Consider the following 16,458-nt stretch of genomic DNA (forward strand, 5'->3'; position numbering starts at 1 on the left):
TCTGGTCGACCTCGACGGTGGTGTCTCCACAGCGCTTCGAGATATAGTCGGCGGTATCGGGATCGTTAATTGCCGCAAACGAAATCCACGATGCGGATTCGAACCATTTACTGGTCGCATCACGCCCGCCATACGCCTCGCGCATCTGGCCGAGCGACTGGAAGATCATCGTCAGCATGATGCCGTATTTGCGGCCTGCGTCGCGGGCGGTTTCGAGGATGCGCAGGTAGCCGAGACGCGCCACCTCGTCGAGCAGGAAGAGGGTGCGACCCTTCACATTGCCGTTGCGGTTATAGATCGCGTTGAGCAGCGAGCCGATGACGACACGCGCGAGGCCGGGATGGGCTTCCAGCACCTTCAGGTCGAGCGCGATGAAGATGTCCGTTCCGCCGTCGGCGAGATCGTCGGTCGAAAAGCTGTCGCCCGATACAAGTCCGGCATAGTTGGGATAGGACAGCCAATGGGTTTCCTTCACCGCATTAGCATAAACACCGGAAAACGTCTCCGGCGTCATGTTGACGAAGACCGACACATTCTCCTTCACGAAGTCGGATTCAGAACCTTCGTAGATCTTCGTCAGACGCGCGCGCAGCTTGGGTTCCGGTTCGGACAGGTTGGCGCGGACACGGCGCAGCGTCTGGTCTTCCGCCGACGTGTGCCCTGACAGGCACACGTCGGCGATCAGCGCCGTCAGGAGCTGCATGGCGGAAGCGCGGAAGAAGTCGTCGCGGGCGGATGCCGTCCGCGGGTTGTCGGTCATGATCCATGTGGCGACGGCGACGATATCCTCTTCCTTGGTATTGCCATGACGGCCGATCCAGTCGAGGGCGTTGAAGCCGACACCGACGGCTGTCGGATCGAGCACGATCACCTTTCGGCCGGCCTGACGCCGGTGCTCGTAGACCATCGGCGCGACCTCGCTTGACGGGTCCAGAACGACAAGCCCGCCGCCCCATTTGAGCGCGGTCGGGATCGTCACCGATGTCGTCTTGAAACCGCCGGAGCCGGCGAAGACGATGCCATGCGATGATCCGAAGGAACCGTCGAAGCAGAGCAGCGGCGACTTGCCGCCAGCGCCCCAGCTTTTTCGATCGTCAGCGCGAAACGGCATGGCGGCAACACTGTCGCGATCAACCCGATAGCGCTCTCCGATGACGATACCGCCCGGTTCGGGAAACAGTTTTGCCGCCTCCTGGATCTTCATCCAGTCGGCCTCGCCATGCACAGCCCGCTTGCCGCCGATCCGTTTGGGCGCTGTTGTTGCGAAGGCGGCATTTCCCTTGATCGCGACACGCAGCGCGAACATTCCGCAGATGAAGGCAATGCCTACGCCGATCATCGTCACCGGATCGGCGTAGGCCAGAACCGATTGTTCGGCAGGCACCCTGCTTGCGATGCTATTCAGGCGGATTACCTCGCGCAGTGTTGCGATGGTGATGACCACGCCGTTTCCGGCAAGCACGCTCAGACCGGCGGCCTTGATGTTGGCCGATCCGTTCGCGGCGAAGAGGCCAATTATGCCGATCGCCACCGCAGCGATGTAGGGGAGCGCGAGCCCGGCGCGTCCCAGCATCAGCTTCGCCTGCGGGGACGTTCCGAATGCCGCCAGTCGCTGCTCCATCCCGGATGTCGCGAACATCGCCGCGAACATTATGATTGCCGGCAGGATCAACAGCAAAAGCCTATTCACCGTCATGGCCGAACGCCTCCGCGCCGAGGGCAGTCAAACGTGACCGCTCGGCCTCATTGCCTTTGAGCCGGCGGCCGCCGTCGATCAACAGCCCGAGCAGCAGCGCCCGCTTCTCGTAGCGCAGCCCGGCTTTCACGATCAGCCCTCCGAGTTCGATTTTTTCGCGGGTGTCCTTCTTGCGTGCGTCTGACGTCATCGACTTTGCCATCCGCTCAAGCCTCACCAGACCCGCCTTCATCCGCGCCAGACGCGAGCGCCGCGGACGGCTCGCTACCGGTCCGGCTGTCTCCGGCTTGTCTCTTTCCGGTCGCCGAGCCCTTGCCTCCGCGAAACCGTTTGGCGACGTCCTCGAAGGCTGCCTGAAGCTCGGCCTCCTCGATCTCGATTTCCCCAAGCCCGGCCTTTAGCGCGATCCGCCCGATGCGCTCGGCCTCGCGTGTTTCGGCCTGTTTCAGCTGGTCCTGCAATCTGGCGATTTCTTCCCTGATCTTCGACGAGGGTTTTTTCATTCCGGTTGGTTCTCCTTGAGATTCTGGCGTTGCACTCGCGACGCCAGAATTCCTCCGGATGTCACGAAAGGGAATGTGCAGATCTGCACATCGGCAGATCGCACGCTTTGGTGGATGATCCCGGCCGTTCCGAAGGAGCGGCTTCCAAGGGCGCAATTATACGTCGCTGACGCGACGCCTTGCGTAGGACCCCAAACAGGGGCCGACCATGGCCTGACCGCTCCCGACGAATGACGTTCAAACCGGGAGCTTTTACCGCCGTGGCCATCGCCCACTTCTCAGCCAGCATCGTCAGCCGCGGCGGCGGCCGCAGTGTGGTGCTGTCTGCGGCCTACCGGCACTGCGCGAAGATGGAATACGAGCGCGAGGCCCGCACCGTCGACTACACCCGTAAGCAAGGTCTGGTGCATGAGGAATTCATGCTCCCGGCCGATGCCCCGAAATGGGTCCGCGCGTTGATTGCTGACCGCTCTGTTGCCGGAGCTTCGGAAGCCTTCTGGAACAAGGTCGAGGCTTTCGAGAAGCGGTCCGATGCGCAGCTCGCTCGCGACCTGACCATAGCGCTTCCACTGGAGCTTTCGTCCGAGCAGAACATCGCCCTGGTGCGGGATTTCGTTGGGAAGCATATCCTCGCAAAAGGTATGGTCGCCGATTGGGTTTATCATGACAATCCCGGCAATCCGCATATCCATCTGATGACCACATTGCGTCCGCTGACCGAGGACGGGTTCGGATCGAAGAAGGTGGCGGTCATCGGCGAGGACGGCCAGCCGGTCCGCACGAAGTCCGGGAAAATCCTCTATGAGCTCTGGGCGGGTTCGACCGACGACTTCAACGTCCTGCGCGATGGATGGTTCGAGCGGCTGAACCATCACCTGGCGCTCGGCGGCATCGATCTCCGTATCGACGGCCGTTCCTACGAGAGGCAGGGTATCGAGCTCGAACCGACGATCCATCTCGGCGTTGGCGCCAAGGCGATCGAGCGCAAGGCGCAGGAGCAGGGCGTCCGGCCAGAGCTTGAGCGCATCGAATTGAACGAAGAGCGGCGGAGCGAGAATGCCCGCCGTATTCTTCGCAATCCGGGCATCGTGGTTGATCTTATCACCCGCGAGAAGAGCGTCTTCGATGAGCGCGATGTCGCCAAGGTTCTGCATCGTTATGTCGATGACCCGACTGTCTTCCAGCAACTGATGTTACGCATCATCCTGAATCCGGAAGTCTTGCGTTTACAGCGTGACACGATCGAGTTCGCGACCGGAGAAAAGTTGCCGGCCCGTTATTCGACCCGGGCGATGATCCGGCTGGAAGCGACGATGGTGCGACAGGCTTTGTGGCTGTCGAACCGGGACGGTCATGCTGTCTTTGAAGCTGCTCTGGACGCAACGTTCCGGCGGCATGAGCGGTTGTCGCAGGAGCAGAAAACCGCGATCGAGCGGATCGCCGGTCCCGCCCGGATCGCGGCCGTGGTTGGACGTGCCGGCGCCGGCAAGACCACGATGATGAAAGCTGCCCGCGAGGCGTGGGAACTGGCCGGATATCGTGTGGTCGGCGGAGCGCTCGCCGGCAAGGCGGCGGAGGGTCTGGAAAAGGAGGCCGGGATCCAGAGCCGCACGCTCGCGTCGTGGGAGCTGCGCTGGAACCGTGGTCGTGACGCTCTCAATGACAAGACAGTCTTCGTCATGGACGAAGCGGGCATGGTCGCGTCGAAGCAGATGGCCGGCTTTGTCGATGCCGTCGTCAGGGCAGGTGCCAAGATCGTTCTGGTCGGCGATCCCGAACAGCTCCAGCCGATCGAGGCGGGCGCTGCCTTCCGCGCCATCGTTGACCGCATAGGTTATGCCGAACTCGAGACAATCTATCGCCAGCGCGAGGACTGGATGCGCAAGGCGTCACTCGACCTGGCGCGAGGCAACGTGGAAAAGGCGCTGACCGCCTATGATGCCAATGTCAGGATCACGGGAACGCGCCTCAAGGCCGAGGCGGTCGAGCGGCTCATCGGTGACTGGAACCACGATTACGATCAGACGAAGACAACGCTGATCCTCGCGCATCTGCGCCGCGACGTTCGGATGCTGAACATTATGGCCCGCGAAAAACTCGTTGAACGCGGCATTGTCGGTGAGGGCCATGTCTTTAAAACGGCTGACGGTATTCGCCAATTCGACGTGGGCGACCAGATCGTCTTCTTGAAGAACGAGACCTCGCTCGGCGTCAAGAACGGCATGATCGCTCATGTCATCGAGGCCGCACCGAACAGGATCGTTGCTGTCGTCGGAGAGGGTGATCAGCGCCGGCAGGTCATCGTCGAGCAACGCTTCTACCGCAATCTCGATCATGGTTACGCCACGACGATCCATAAATCGCAAGGCGCTACCGTCGACCGCGTGAAGGTCTTGGCAAGCCTCTCGCTGGACCGGCATCTGACCTATGTGGCGATGACCCGCCATCGCGAGGATCTGCAGCTTTATTACGGCCACCGATCCTTCGCCTTTAACGGCGGCCTGGCCAAGGTACTCTCCCGAAGACAAGCCAAGGAGACCACGCTCGATTACGAGCGCGGAAAGCTTTACCGCGAGGCGCTGCGGTTTGCGGAAAGTCGCGGCCTTAACATCGTCCAGGTGGCCCGCACGCTCGTGCGCGACCGGCTCGACTGGACGCTGCGCCAGAAGACGAAATTGGTCGATCTCGGCCAGCGCCTTGCTGTCTTTGCAGAGCGTCTCGGTCTGCACCATCCCCCGAAAACCCAAACTATGAAGGAGGCTGCGCCCATGGTCGCAGGCATCAAGACATTCACCGGTTCTGTCGCTGACACAGTCGGTGACAGGCTCGGCGCAGATCCCGCCCTGAAGCAACAATGGGAAGAAGTCTCCGCGCGGTTCCGCTACGTCTTCGCCGATCCCGAAACGGCATTCCGGGCGATGAACTTCGACGATGTTCTCGCCAACAAGGAGATCGCGCGTCAGGCGTTGCAGAAGGTCGAGACCGATCCGGCGTCGATCGGGCCGCTGAAAGGCAAGACCGGGATCCTCGCCAGCAAGGCTGATCGCGAGTCTCGCCGGGTGGCGGAGGTCAACGTGCCCGCCCTGAAGCGCGATCTCGAGCAGTATCTGCGGATGCGCGAAACTGCCGCGCAGAAGCTGCAGACGGAAGAGCAGGTATTGCGTCAGCGCGTTTCCATCGACATTCCGGCGCTGTCACCGGCAGCACATGTGGTGCTGGAGCGCGTGCGTGATGCGATCGACCGCAACGATCTGCCGGCGGCCATGGCCTATGCATTGAGCAATCGGGAAACCAAACTGGAAATTGACGGGTTCAACCAAGCTGTCAGCCAGCGGTTCGGGGAACGCACACTGCTCACCAATGCCGCGCGCGAACCCTCCGGAAAGCTCTTCGACAAACTCTCCGACGGGATGCAGCCCGAGCAGAAGGAGCGTCTGAAGGAAGCCTGGCCGATCATGCGCACGTCCCAGCAACTCGCCGCTCACGAACGCACCGTCCAGACCCTGCGGCAGGCCGAAGATCTTCGTCTCGCCCAGCGCCAGACGCCGGTGATGAAGCAATGAGCCGGCGGCTTCTCCTGTTCCTGGCCGGCGCGGGTGGGACGATCGCCGCTCTGGCGGCAATCGCATACTTCGGCGGCTTTCGATTGAACCTGACACCGAGCGAGCCGCTTGGGCTCTGGCGTATCGTGACCCTGCAGCGTCCGGTCAAATCCGGCGATCTCGTGTTCATCTGCCCACCGCCGACCGCGCCATTCGAGGAAGCACGGCGCCGCGGCTATGTCAGGCGTGGCCTCTGCCCCAGTGGCTTTGCGCCGCTGATCAAGACAGTGGCGGCACTTCCCGGACAGCATGTCGAGATCGGCGCGAATGTCACTGTCGACCGCAAGCCTCTCGCCTCATCGATCGTTCGAGCGAGCGATGGCGAGGGCAGGCCGATCACACCGTTCAAAACCGGCATCGTGCCACCGAAAAACCTGTTCCTTCACTCATCCTTTGCGAGCTCCTATGATAGTCGGTATTTTGGACCGGTTCCCGACACGGGCCTTCTCGGCCTGGCGCGGCCGGTCCTCACTTTCGATCCATAACTGGCGGCGATCCTGCCTGCTCATCGCCGCATCTGTCGCTTGCGGCTGGACTGCCTGGAGTGGTCATGTCCTTACCCTTCCGGTCGCTGTGTTGTTTCCGGCGCTATGGGCGATGTCGCCGTCGCGGCTGACGGCGGTGCTTGTGTCGGCCGGATATTTTCTGGCCGCCTCGCGTGGGCTGCCGCAGGGCGTCGCCAACTTCTATGCCGCCGATCTCTGGCCTGGGCTTCTGCTTTGGGCAGCTGCTTCGCTCTCCTTCGCCGGCGTCCATGCGGCGCTCTGGAAGGCGCGACCGGATGGCAAGTCTCCGGTAGAAGGTCGAACTGGAATGGCAATGGCGGCGCGCTATCTGGCGGCGGCGATGCTCTTAGGCGTGCCGCCCCTCGGCATAACCGGCTGGGCACATCCGCTCACCGCTACTGGTGTGCTCTTTCCGGGATGGGGATGGTGGGGGCTAGCCGCGATGACAGCCGGCCTCGCGATGATGACATCGCGATATTGGCCGGCAACCGCCATCGTTCTGGGAGGGTTGTGGCTCTGGTCCACTGCCACGTGGACATCACCTGATATACCCGAGGGATGGAAGGGCGTCGACCTCGAACAAGGCGAGAGCCTCGGACGAGACAGCACGCTCGACTATCACCGTGACCTGATCGCAACGGTGCGCGCGGCGGCATCAGTGAAAATCCGCTTCGTCGTCCTTCCCGAAAGCGCACTCGGCTTCTGGACACCGACGGTCGAGAGAGTGTGGCGTCAGAGCTTGCGAGGCTCGGAGCTCACTGTGATCGCCGGCGCGGCTGTCATTGATCCGGGCGGCTACGACAATGTCATGGTCGAGATTTCGGCTGACGAAGCACGAATTCTCTATCGCGAACGCATGCCGGTCCCGGTGTCCATGTGGCAGCCATGGCGGGCATGGACCGGGCAGGGCGGTGGAGCCCGCGCCAACCTGTACGGTAATCCAGTCGTGGATACTGAAGGCCAGAAGGTTGCCGTGCTGATCTGCTACGAGCAGCTCCTCCTCTGGCCGATCCTGCAGTCGATGCTGCATTCCCCTACCGCAATCGTCGCCACGGGCAATGGATGGTGGACGTCGGGAACAACGATCGTCGCCATTCAGAACGCGAGCGTGGTCGGCTGGGCAAAACTGTTCGGACTGCCCGTCGTCACGGCTTTCAACAGATAAGGAGTTGTTCGCGATGGTCGATGCCGCCCTCATCAAGGAATGCAGCGATCCCGGGCTGAAGCCGGCGATCGTCGAACAGTTCATCGAGCGGGCAGGGGCACCGGACCCGCTCGCAGTCGCGGTCCGCTCCGGAAACCGCGTCGTACTGGTGCCCAGGGCGAAGACGGCGGAGAAAGCGTTGGCGCTGATCCGAGACAACCTCGGTCGCAATACCGTTCGCGTCGGGATCACACAATATCCTGCCGGGCTCGGCATCGTGGAGGCGGGCCAGATGAAGCCGAACCTGGTCGATGCTTGCGAGAACATCCGCATGGGCACGGCACTCTTCGCCAAGGTCTATCGGATCGTCACCAAATGGTACGGCAATCCAACCCAGAAGGAAGTGCTGCCGCAGGTGTTCGACGATGCGATCATTGCCTGGCAAACCGGGTACTTCGAGGGAACGGCGGTGTTTCGCGCACCAGATCCTTCCGAGGTGAAGCTGGACGAGCCACCGCCGGCGAACGAGACCGAAACCGTCGGCTCGGGAGACGATAAGGTAATTCCCGCCGCCGGGGCTTCGGCGCGTGATGCGGCGGCAACCGATCCGAACAATGCGGGCATACGCGTCGACCTTTCCGGCATAGGGGCAGGCCGCCAGTAGACGATAGACCGGTCAGGATGGCGCTTGCTCAGACAGAGCGCTTCGAACGATTCCGACAATGACGTCCAAAGCTTCCTGGACGCGACTGCGCTCGTCGCGCTGTATGGCGTGTAGTGCCAATGTGGGGTGAAAGTCGTGCAGCTTGATTGCCATCAGTCGATCGCGGAAGGATGATTTTTCGAGCGTAAAGCGGGGCACGAGTCCAAGGCCCGCGCCGGCTGCAACGCTGGCGAGCTGTAACTCCGAGCCGAAAGCTGCAAGGCGAAGCGTAAATGGCAGGTTCTGCTCCTGAAGCGCCGCGATCAACATGGACCGAAATCCACATCCGTCGGGATTGAGTACCCAGCCCCGCGCCGAGCAACTGGCCAGATCTGAAGACTTGCCGGACCAGTCTTCCAGCCTGCCGACGACAATCAGGTCGCTGCGCAGGAGGCATTCGCTACGCAGATGCTGCGGCACAACACTGCTACCCGGCATGACGACCAGCGCGAGATCGAGCGCACCTTGCGCGGCACTGCGGATCAGCGCGGGCGCAGTGTCTGTTGCTATGGCTGGCCGAAGACGTTCCCCCCAGATTTCATTTGCCGATCGAAAAATCTGAAAGGCCGCGAATTCTGCGAGATGCGGGCTCAACCCAATATGCAAGTCGCCGCTTACCTGATGGTCCTCGGCCAGAAGGACACGCAGGGTCTGCGTTTCCTCCAGGATACGATGACAGATTGCGGCAATCTTTTCGCCGCGTGCAGTCAAAGCAGCCGGGCGGGTCGAACGGTCAAGAAGTGGTGCACCACAACTTTCTTCGAGGCTCTGGATACGACGAGACATCGTCGCCTGCGAAATCCCGAGTATGTGGGCGGCCGCTCCCAAAGATCCGCTTCGAATAACAGTGACAAAGGCTTCTATGTCCTCGATTCGCATCCGGTCCCCTTTTTTGTCGTCGTACCGCTCAAATACGCGGAAATCCATCCTTCGGAGAGAGGCCTCGGGAGAACGGTGATTTTGTCAGCTCGTCTTCCGAAGGAATATAGTTTTCATTTTGTGTAACTAAGGTTTTCATTGCTTGCGAATTCTGCATGAAAATCGCTATCTTGCCAACCGGGAAATGAACCGGTGGCAAGACGAATGATCAAGGTCGACAAACTCTCCAAATCTTTCGGCAAGACGAAGGTCCTGCATGAGATCGACCTGTCAGTTGCGCACGGGGAGATACTATGTCTGGTGGGACAGAGCGGATCCGGGAAATCGACCCTGCTGCGTAGCCTGAACTTGCTTGAATTGCCCGATAGCGGGCGTATTGAGATCAACGGCCAGACGTATGACGGAGGGGCGCGGCGCGATGGTCGCGGTATCCTCGCGGTTCGCCGGCAGACTGCAATGGTGTTTCAATCGCATTTCCTGTTTCCCGACAGAACCGCTGCGGACAACATCGCGCTTGGCTTGCGTAAGGTGAAACGACTGTCGCGGACGGACGCTGAGACGAAGGCCAGCGCGGCGCTGGCCGCTGTTGGCCTCGCGGGTTATGAGGCACGCTATCCGGCTCATCTTTCCGGCGGTCAGCAGCAGCGTGTTGGCATAGCTCGCGCCACCGCCCTGGAACCGGCCGTGGTTCTGATGGACGAGCCAACCTCGGCGCTGGATCCTGCTTCCGTAGACGAGGTTCTGGCCGTGATCCGCAAGCTTGCACGGCAGCGCGTCACCATGCTGATCGTCACGCATGAAATCCAGTTCGCGCTCGAGATTGCTGATCGCATTGTCCTGATGGAAGGCGGACGCATTCGCACCACCGCCACACCGGCGGAAGTCCGGACAGGGCAAGCGCCGGAGATCGGTCGCTTTATGAGAAACACAGTCACCGGATCCGCCCAATATGACCTTTGATGTCTACTATATGTTTCGGATCATTCCGAGCATTCTCTATTACCTGCCCATCACGATCTATATTTCCGTCGTCGCGATGATCATTGCGGCGGCGCTTGGCCTTGGCCTGTCGGTCATGCTGCAAGCCAATCGGCTAACCGCAGCGATCGCACGCGTTTATATTTCGTTTTTCCGTGGCACACCCGTTCTCGTGCAACTGCTCATCATCTATTTCGGCCTGCCTCAACTCTTCCCGGCTGCACTTGGCATTTCGCCCGTCAATGCTGTGATCATTGGCCTCGGCCTACATACGGCCGCCTATCTTGCCGAGATTTTTCGCGCGGCCCTGGCAGCCGTCGGCCCTGGTCAAAAGGAGGCTGCGCTCTCGATCGGTCTCACTCCGGTGCAGGCCTTCACCGACGTTGTCGCCCGCCAGGCCATTCGCCATGCCATCCCTCCGACAGGCAACATCTTTATCGGGCTCGTAAAAAATTCTTCGCTCGCCTTCACGCTGGGCGTGACCGAAGTGCTGGCGCAAAGCAAGCTTCTGGCATCCGAGAACCTCAAGTTCTTCGAGGCCTATTTCGCAGCGGGCCTCGTCTACTGGGCATTCACAATCCTCTACACCTTCGGCCAGGACTGGCTGGAGAGATATCTTAACAGACCTTATGACCGTCTGCGTGGCGCCGTCGTAACGCAGGAAACCTGACCAAAGGAAACAGCCGACATGCGCAAATTATTCAGATCAATCCTGGCAGCTCTCGCCATCATTACCCTTCTTCCGGCATCTCTGGCTCTCGCCGAAGCTGAGAGCAAGGTCATTCGTGTGGGGGCGACGGTGGATGCCTATCCGCTGTGGTTTTCCTCGGACAACAAATTCCAGGGTTTCATCGTCGATTTCCTGAACGCGGTCGCCGACAAAAGCGGTTACAAGATCGAGTGGGTGATAGCAGACTGGACCGGCGTTGTCGCGAGCCTGGGAACCGGCCGTGTCGACACGATAGGAAGCTTCGCCGTGCTGCCCGAGCGCCAGAATGTCTATGACTACGGCGCACCCTACATTTATGAGTCTGCGACGATCGCGGTTTCCGACAAGAGCAAGGAAAATATCCAGACATTGCAAGACCTCTACGGCAAGAAGGTAGCCGTCGAGTTTGGCACATCTTACGTCAAGGCCGTGCAGGCGCTAGACCCCGAGGGCAAGATCACGCTGTCGACCTATGAAGGACATGACGTTCTTCTGAGCGAGGCGGTTTCAGGGCGCGTCGATGCTCTGGTTGCCGGTCGTAACCTGCTTCTCGCCAAGATCAAGGCACGTGGCCTCGGCCTTAAGGTGGTCGGCAATCCGCTCAATGAAACAATCTCCGCGCTGCCTTTCGCACGTACGGAGCGTGGCGCAAAGCTGCTTGCGGATACCAACAAGGCGATTGCGCAATTGCGCGCAGAAGGGAAGCTGGCCGAGATATCGACCAAATGGTTCGGCAGCGACGTTACTTTGTCTCAACTGAAGCGGTAGAGATCCGACATGTCCCTACATCTATCCCTGTTTCTGGCTCCAGCCGGATGCCATCACGCGGGCTGGCGGGTGCCGACCGACCGCAAAGTGGGCGCCCTTGACGTGCCGCGTATTCTCGACCTGGCGCGCCAGGCGGAAGCCGCCAAACTCGATATGATCTTCATGGCTGACAAGCTTTCGATCGATGATATCTATGGTGCGAGCTTTGCCCGCGCCGTGGAACATCGCGCTCTTGAATGGCCCGATCCCTTCGCTGTGCTCTCGGCGTTAAGCGCGATCACGCGCCACATCGGACTGGCGGGAACCGTGTCGAGTTCCTTCGCCTCGCCGTTTGCAGCGGCACGAACGATCGCCACGCTCGACCATCTCTCAGCCGGTCGGGCTGGGTTTAACGTTGTCACATCGACAAGCGAAGGCGAAGCGCGTAACTTCGGGGCCACGTTGCCCTCCCATGCGGAACGTTATGCGAGGGCCAACGCGTTCATCCCGGCACTCCGCACACTCTGGGATAGCTGGGCGGATAATGCGCTGGCTCCTGAAGCGGATATCTACGCGCATGGCGAACGTATCGCCTATGCCGACATTGAGACGCCTTGGTTTTCCGTGAAAGGGCCGCTGACCGTGCATCGCCCCCCGCAGGGCCATCCTGTCGCCATTCAGGCCGGGGGCTCGAGCGCGTTCGTAGAGGCGGCCGCCCGCCATGCCGATGTTATCTTTGCCTCAGAAAAACCGACGCTGGAGGCAGGCGTCTCCTATGCCCGGTCGCTTCGCGACAAGGTGGAGGCGGTAGGGCGCCCCCGCAACAGCCTGAAGATTTTGCCCGGCCTTCAACCGATTATTGGAGCGACGCGCGCGCAGGCGGAGGAAAAGCAGCGCTTTCTGCAAGATCATCTCGATCCGCTTGCTACGTTGACCCATTTGTCGAACACGATGAACTACGACTGGGCGCAGCACGATCTTTCCGATCCCGTTCCGGACATCGCAAACAAGCTTGACCGCAGAGAGCGGTTTGCGCCGATCATCGATGAGGCGCGTGGGCTTGGCCTTAGCGTACGCGATTTTGCGATATGGTTCGGCCGCAAGGGCTTCTCGCTTGTCGGAACAGCGGACGACGTCGCCGATCATATTATCCGGTGGTATCAGGCAGGCGCCGTGGATGGTTTCGTGATCATGCCGCCTTCGGTTCCGGACTCAGCGCAGGATTTCTTCGATGAGGTCGTTCCACGGCTGCAAGACCGCGGGGTCTTCCGCAAGGACTATGGCGAAGAGACATTGAGGGAGCGTTTCGGCCTGCCGCGCCCCGATCTGCTGCGTTAGCACACACCGAATTCGATAAACGAAATGCGCAAAGGGAGATCGGAGCGTGTAGGTCGACCACCGCGCCTGTGTAGAAAGTGAACGAGGACAAAATGATGCATCTGGCGCTCTATCTCGAAGGCGGAACACATCTGGGCGGTTGGCGCCTGCCCGAGTCGGCGACCAATGGTTCAACGGACTGGCCCCTCTATCGCCGGATCGCCAAGCGCGCGGAAGCGGCCAAACTCGACATGATCTTCATGGCTGACAAGCTGTCGATCGACGACAGCTATGGCGGCAGTTTCGTTGAAACCGTTCAATACCGCCTGGTCAACCAGCCAGAGCCGATAACGTTGATGTCGGCTCTGGCTGCGGTGACTGACCGGATCGGTCTTGGCGGCACCATCTCGTCATCCTTCGCCAATCCCTATTCGGTGGCCCGCCAGTTCGCCAATGTCGACCACATAAGCGGCGGGCGTGCGGCGTGGAATCTTGTAACCTCGACCTCGAACAGCGAGGCGCGCAATTTTGGTCACGATATCCATCTGGATCACGAAACACGTTATCGCCGGGCTGCCGAATTCATCGATGTCGTAACAAGACTATGGGACAGCTGGGAGGATGGCGCCAACTTGCTCGACCGGGAACGTGGTGTCGTTGCTGACCCGTCGAAGTTTCACTACCTTGACCACCAAGGCGAATTCTTTCGTACCCGGGGACCGATCAATATTCCGCGGCCGCCCCAAGGGCATCCAGTTCTGATCCAGGCAGGGGTCTCCGATCGATTCCAGGATATCGCGGCTCGCCATGCCGAAGTCGTCTTCGTTGTTCACCCGCAGCTTGAGCGGGCGCAAAGCTTCTACCGCAGTTTCAAAGCGCGGGTCCGCGAATTCGGTCGCAGCGAGAACGCGGTCAAGGTTCTGCCGGGTATCGCGCCGATCGTGGGCCGGACCCGCCAGGAGGCGCTCGACAAACAGGAAGAGTTGCGCAATCTGATTCTGCCCAAGGCCGGACTGATTTTCATGTCGGGGGCAATGAACGTCGATCTGTCGGAATTCCCGCTCGACGCCCCGTTCCCTGACATCACAGACCGTATCACCGGGAGCGTAGGCCGCTTCACTTATGTTGTGAAATACGCCCGCGAGAACGGAATGACAGTGGGCGAGGTGGGAAAATGGTATGCCGGCAGCCTTTCGTTCTTCATACCCGTCGGTAGTCCAGTTGAGGTCGCTGACCAACTCGAGTACTGGTATCGCAACGATGCCTGTGACGGGTTCGTCATCCTGCCGCCGTTCATCCGGGCGGACGGCGATCTCTTTTTAGAAGAGGTGGTTCCGATCCTGCAGGAGCGAGGTCTCTTCCGCCGCGAATATCCCGGCACGACCTTGCGCAACACATTGGGACTGCCACACCCAAGGAACCAGTTTAGCGTCCCGAGTGATTAATATCGGTGGGATACAGGCCATTCGCTAAGGACGCGAAATCGGTGGTTCTCCGACCACTGCCGCATGCCCATCCGGATCGTAGAATCGAAACACGCGCTGCCCCCGGGCCTAACCCCTCGACGGGATGGACCAGTTCGACGTGTTGCGCAAACCTTTTGAAGGCTGCGTCTATAACGTCGTGCTCGAATTACAACAGCAGACTCCGCCGCCCGGATCGCTCGTCTCCGAAGCTTGTCCCCAGACCGTCTGTTCAAGCGCCGCTCCATCGTGGATAGCAAACCCTGTCTCAAAGAGCACGAAGCTGCCGACATCCTCCAATACCGCCAGGCCCAGACTGCTTTCATAGAATTCTCTGTATCGCTTGGACGAACGGGATTGGATAGATAACGCTTCAGCATGTGAAAGGGCTTGGTGATCCTTTCGGGAAGCCACCTCATGTACTGGCGCTTCCGGGCAGATGCGCAGTTTTCTGCGCAACGCGGCGGCAATTCGCAAAGGCAATCAGTGGTCAGCCTTGGATGAGGAAGAACTTCGATCTCCCGTCGCAAGGCGGGAACAGACATGCTTCGAAAATGCGCGTCGAGGTCGTCGCTGCCTTTCGCCATCGAGCGAATGTGACGATTTGCACTGGTGCAGTTCCGATCAGCACTGGCGTCGCCCTCGAATGAATCTTATAAGGAGCGCGACGCAGTACGCGCTGTGTTGGGGCTTAGAATCCCCAGATGAACGGTTGGCGCTGACCGAAACGGTGCCAGGAACCCTCTGACCTTGTGGCCGGGGGCCTGTGACGCATGTCCAGGCGCCTCGGTGCTAAAGGTCTCAGGGCCGATTCATCTCGGATTCTAACCCCCGGCTTGGGTTCAAAGGGTTCAACGTCAGCGGGGGCGCACCGCAGACAAAACCAGGGTTAGGTCAGGAATGGAATCGGAAGATGCAACATTGACGAAGAAGGTCGAGCTTCGCCCATTGGTTGGGCTGACCCGTGGACTACCTCCGGCGGACCTGGAAGCAATCACGATCGCTGCTATCCGGACACACCGGCAGTTGGTGGAAAAGGCTGATGAACTGTTCCAGGGTCTGCCAGAGACCTACAAAACCGGAAAAGAAGCCGGCGGCCCTCAGCATATCCGTTACATAGAGGCGAGCATTGAGATGCATGCGCAGATGAGCGCCGTGAATACGCTGATCAGCATTCTTGGTTTCATCCCCAAGGTCCTCGTGAACTGAATTGGTACAAGAACGCCGTTTAGACGGCCCATAACCTTCGGGCCGTCGCATCGTGCCCGAGTGCGTGACTGCAGTTCAGGAGATCTGGTCGGCGGGAGAAATCACACTTGATTGAGCGGGTATGGGGACCAGGACTAGTCTATAGAGCGCCTCTCAGCAGGTCTTTGCCGGTCGGAGCGCTGAGCCATGGGCTACGGGAAGCGGGTCCACGTGGGGCCCTCGCCAGGCAGTCCCGTCGGCCGGGCGAATGGTGAACGCGGTTGCTGAAGGTTGGCGCGTGCTTCGCATCATCGAACCTGAATTGCTCCAGCAATTCGAGCAGCGCCGTAGCTTCGCATGCAAGACTATGACTCGCCGCCGTTTGCTCCTCGACCATGTCGTTTGTGCGTTCTCATATTAGTTGATGTTGTCGATGGTCTCGATGATTTCGCAGCTTTTGACGAGCGTCGAGACACCCTGGTTCAGCAAGACAACGAGAACGTCCGTCGTAGGCACGGCAATCTCTAGTTTTTCGAGATGCATAGGCTCCCACACGTGCTCAGGATCTCTCTTCACTTCGCGCTTGAGGTGGAGAACCGCCTGGCGGGCAGCCTCTGCAGTTCCATAGAAATGCCGTTGACCCCCGTCTTCATGCCAGCGCTGCTTGCGCTGAGCGGTTGCCGGCGAATAACTGTACAATGTGCAATGCAATCCATCTGCCAATTCATTCCTCCGGGATCCCGAGCGAGCGGCGGTCAAAATCATAATCCGTTCAGATCAGTTTTCTTCTGATCGCGAGTGCGGTGAGATGAGCTTTGCTGCGGACGTCGAAGCGCTTCATGGCCTCGCGAAGCTTGACGCGGACACTGTTGTACTTAACCCCCTCGACGTCCGCGATCTCCTCCATCGTCTTGCCGACGGCGATCCATCTCAGATAAGTCGCCTCTTTCGGATCGAGCCATGCGGCATCTTCAGCGGTGGGCGTGATCCGAAGGAAGGAGATGCGGGCATGGAGCTGCCCGA

Annotated in this window: 16 protein-coding genes and 2 pseudogenes; 10 read left to right on the top strand and 8 right to left on the bottom strand. The window is 60.1% G+C overall.

Annotated elements, in window-relative coordinates:
* The 3 genes from traG to traC form a co-directional block, all read right to left on the bottom strand.
* Positions 1 to 1,696 (bottom strand): Ti-type conjugative transfer system protein TraG (gene traG / locus RS75_RS23730; RefSeq protein WP_045025060.1); only part of this gene is annotated, 1,696 nt, incomplete at its 3' end.
* Positions 1,683 to 1,898, bottom strand: a complete 216-nt coding sequence (gene traD / locus RS75_RS23735) for a type IV conjugative transfer system coupling protein TraD (RefSeq protein WP_012654906.1) — start codon at positions 1,896 to 1,898, stop codon at positions 1,683 to 1,685. The genes traD and traG, both read right to left, overlap by 14 nt.
* A gap of 4 nt (positions 1,899 to 1,902) precedes the next feature.
* Positions 1,903 to 2,199, bottom strand: coding sequence for a conjugal transfer protein TraC (gene traC / locus RS75_RS23740; protein WP_041723940.1), 297 nt, complete (start codon positions 2,197 to 2,199; stop codon positions 1,903 to 1,905).
* Between the two features lie 260 nt (positions 2,200 to 2,459).
* On the opposite strand from traC, the gene traA reads away from it, so the two are divergent.
* Genes traA through RS75_RS23760 form a run of 4 tightly spaced genes read left to right on the top strand, consistent with a single transcriptional unit; the run spans position 2,460 to position 8,115 of the window.
* The gene (gene traA / locus RS75_RS23745) at positions 2,460 to 5,762 is read left to right on the top strand and encodes a Ti-type conjugative transfer relaxase TraA (RefSeq protein ID WP_045025067.1); all 3,303 of its coding nucleotides are present in this window, start codon (positions 2,460 to 2,462) and stop codon (positions 5,760 to 5,762) included.
* A complete protein-coding gene (gene traF, locus RS75_RS23750; protein ID WP_045025062.1) occupies positions 5,759 to 6,286 on the top strand; it encodes a conjugative transfer signal peptidase TraF in 528 nt (175 codons plus the stop codon). The genes traA and traF overlap by 4 nt, the downstream gene beginning before the upstream one ends.
* A 16-nt stretch (positions 6,287 to 6,302) precedes the next feature.
* Entirely contained in the window at positions 6,303 to 7,472 is a 1,170-nt protein-coding gene (locus tag RS75_RS23755; protein ID WP_012654910.1) for a conjugal transfer protein TraB, read from the top strand.
* Positions 7,473 to 7,485: 13 nt separating this feature from the next.
* Positions 7,486 to 8,115, top strand: a complete 630-nt coding sequence (locus tag RS75_RS23760) for a TraH family protein (protein ID WP_012654911.1) — start codon at positions 7,486 to 7,488, stop codon at positions 8,113 to 8,115.
* Positions 8,116 to 8,127: 12 nt separating this feature from the next.
* Here RS75_RS23760 and RS75_RS23765 read toward each other — a convergent pair whose 3' ends face one another.
* The gene (locus RS75_RS23765) at positions 8,128 to 9,081 is read right to left on the bottom strand and encodes a LysR family transcriptional regulator (RefSeq protein WP_049783282.1); all 954 of its coding nucleotides are present in this window, start codon (positions 9,079 to 9,081) and stop codon (positions 8,128 to 8,130) included.
* 144 nt (positions 9,082 to 9,225) lie between these two features.
* On the opposite strand from RS75_RS23765, the gene RS75_RS23770 reads away from it, so the two are divergent.
* The 5 genes from RS75_RS23770 (at position 9,226) to RS75_RS23790 (ending at position 14,229) form a co-directional block, all read left to right on the top strand.
* Entirely contained in the window at positions 9,226 to 9,993 is a 768-nt protein-coding gene (locus tag RS75_RS23770) for an amino acid ABC transporter ATP-binding protein (RefSeq protein WP_200893666.1), read from the top strand.
* Positions 9,983 to 10,681, top strand: a complete 699-nt coding sequence (locus RS75_RS23775) for an amino acid ABC transporter permease (protein WP_012654914.1) — start codon at positions 9,983 to 9,985, stop codon at positions 10,679 to 10,681. Before RS75_RS23770 ends, RS75_RS23775 begins: the two co-directional genes overlap by 11 nt.
* An 18-nt stretch (positions 10,682 to 10,699) precedes the next feature.
* A complete protein-coding gene (locus tag RS75_RS23780; RefSeq protein ID WP_012654915.1) occupies positions 10,700 to 11,488 on the top strand; it encodes an amino acid ABC transporter substrate-binding protein in 789 nt (262 codons plus the stop codon).
* Between the two features lie 9 nt (positions 11,489 to 11,497).
* Complete coding sequence (locus tag RS75_RS23785) at positions 11,498 to 12,805, top strand: NtaA/DmoA family FMN-dependent monooxygenase (RefSeq protein WP_012654916.1); 1,308 nt, start codon at positions 11,498 to 11,500, stop codon at positions 12,803 to 12,805.
* A 92-nt stretch (positions 12,806 to 12,897) separates the two neighbouring features.
* On the top strand, positions 12,898 to 14,229 hold the full coding sequence (locus tag RS75_RS23790) for an LLM class flavin-dependent oxidoreductase (protein WP_234704326.1): 1,332 nt from the start codon (positions 12,898 to 12,900) through the stop codon (positions 14,227 to 14,229).
* Positions 14,230 to 14,253: 24 nt separating this feature from the next.
* On the opposite strand, the pseudogene RS75_RS27225 reads toward RS75_RS23790, so the two are convergent.
* Positions 14,254 to 14,610, bottom strand: a pseudogene (locus RS75_RS27225) (VOC family protein).
* A 537-nt stretch (positions 14,611 to 15,147) separates the two neighbouring features.
* Between RS75_RS27225 and RS75_RS23795 the strand changes: the two are divergent.
* Positions 15,148 to 15,456 carry a transcriptional repressor TraM gene (locus tag RS75_RS23795; RefSeq protein WP_012654918.1) on the top strand — a complete coding sequence of 103 codons (309 nt, stop codon included), beginning with the start codon at positions 15,148 to 15,150 and terminating at the stop codon, positions 15,454 to 15,456.
* Positions 15,457 to 15,595: 139 nt separating this feature from the next.
* Here the strand turns inward: RS75_RS23795 and RS75_RS27500 are convergent.
* The 3 genes and pseudogenes from RS75_RS27500 to RS75_RS23800 form a co-directional block, all read right to left on the bottom strand.
* A pseudogene (locus tag RS75_RS27500) lies at positions 15,596 to 15,832 on the bottom strand (hypothetical protein); the annotation flags it as partial.
* 20 nt (positions 15,833 to 15,852) lie between these two features.
* On the bottom strand, positions 15,853 to 16,158 hold the full coding sequence (locus tag RS75_RS25990) for a hypothetical protein (RefSeq protein ID WP_012654919.1): 306 nt from the start codon (positions 16,156 to 16,158) through the stop codon (positions 15,853 to 15,855).
* Between the two features lie 49 nt (positions 16,159 to 16,207).
* The coding region (locus tag RS75_RS23800) for a LuxR C-terminal-related transcriptional regulator (RefSeq protein WP_045025065.1) at positions 16,208 to 16,458 on the bottom strand (251 nt) is incomplete at its 5' end.

It is taken from the genome of Rhizobium nepotum 39/7 (assembly GCF_000949865.1).
Classification (GTDB): domain Bacteria; phylum Pseudomonadota; class Alphaproteobacteria; order Rhizobiales; family Rhizobiaceae; genus Agrobacterium; species Agrobacterium nepotum.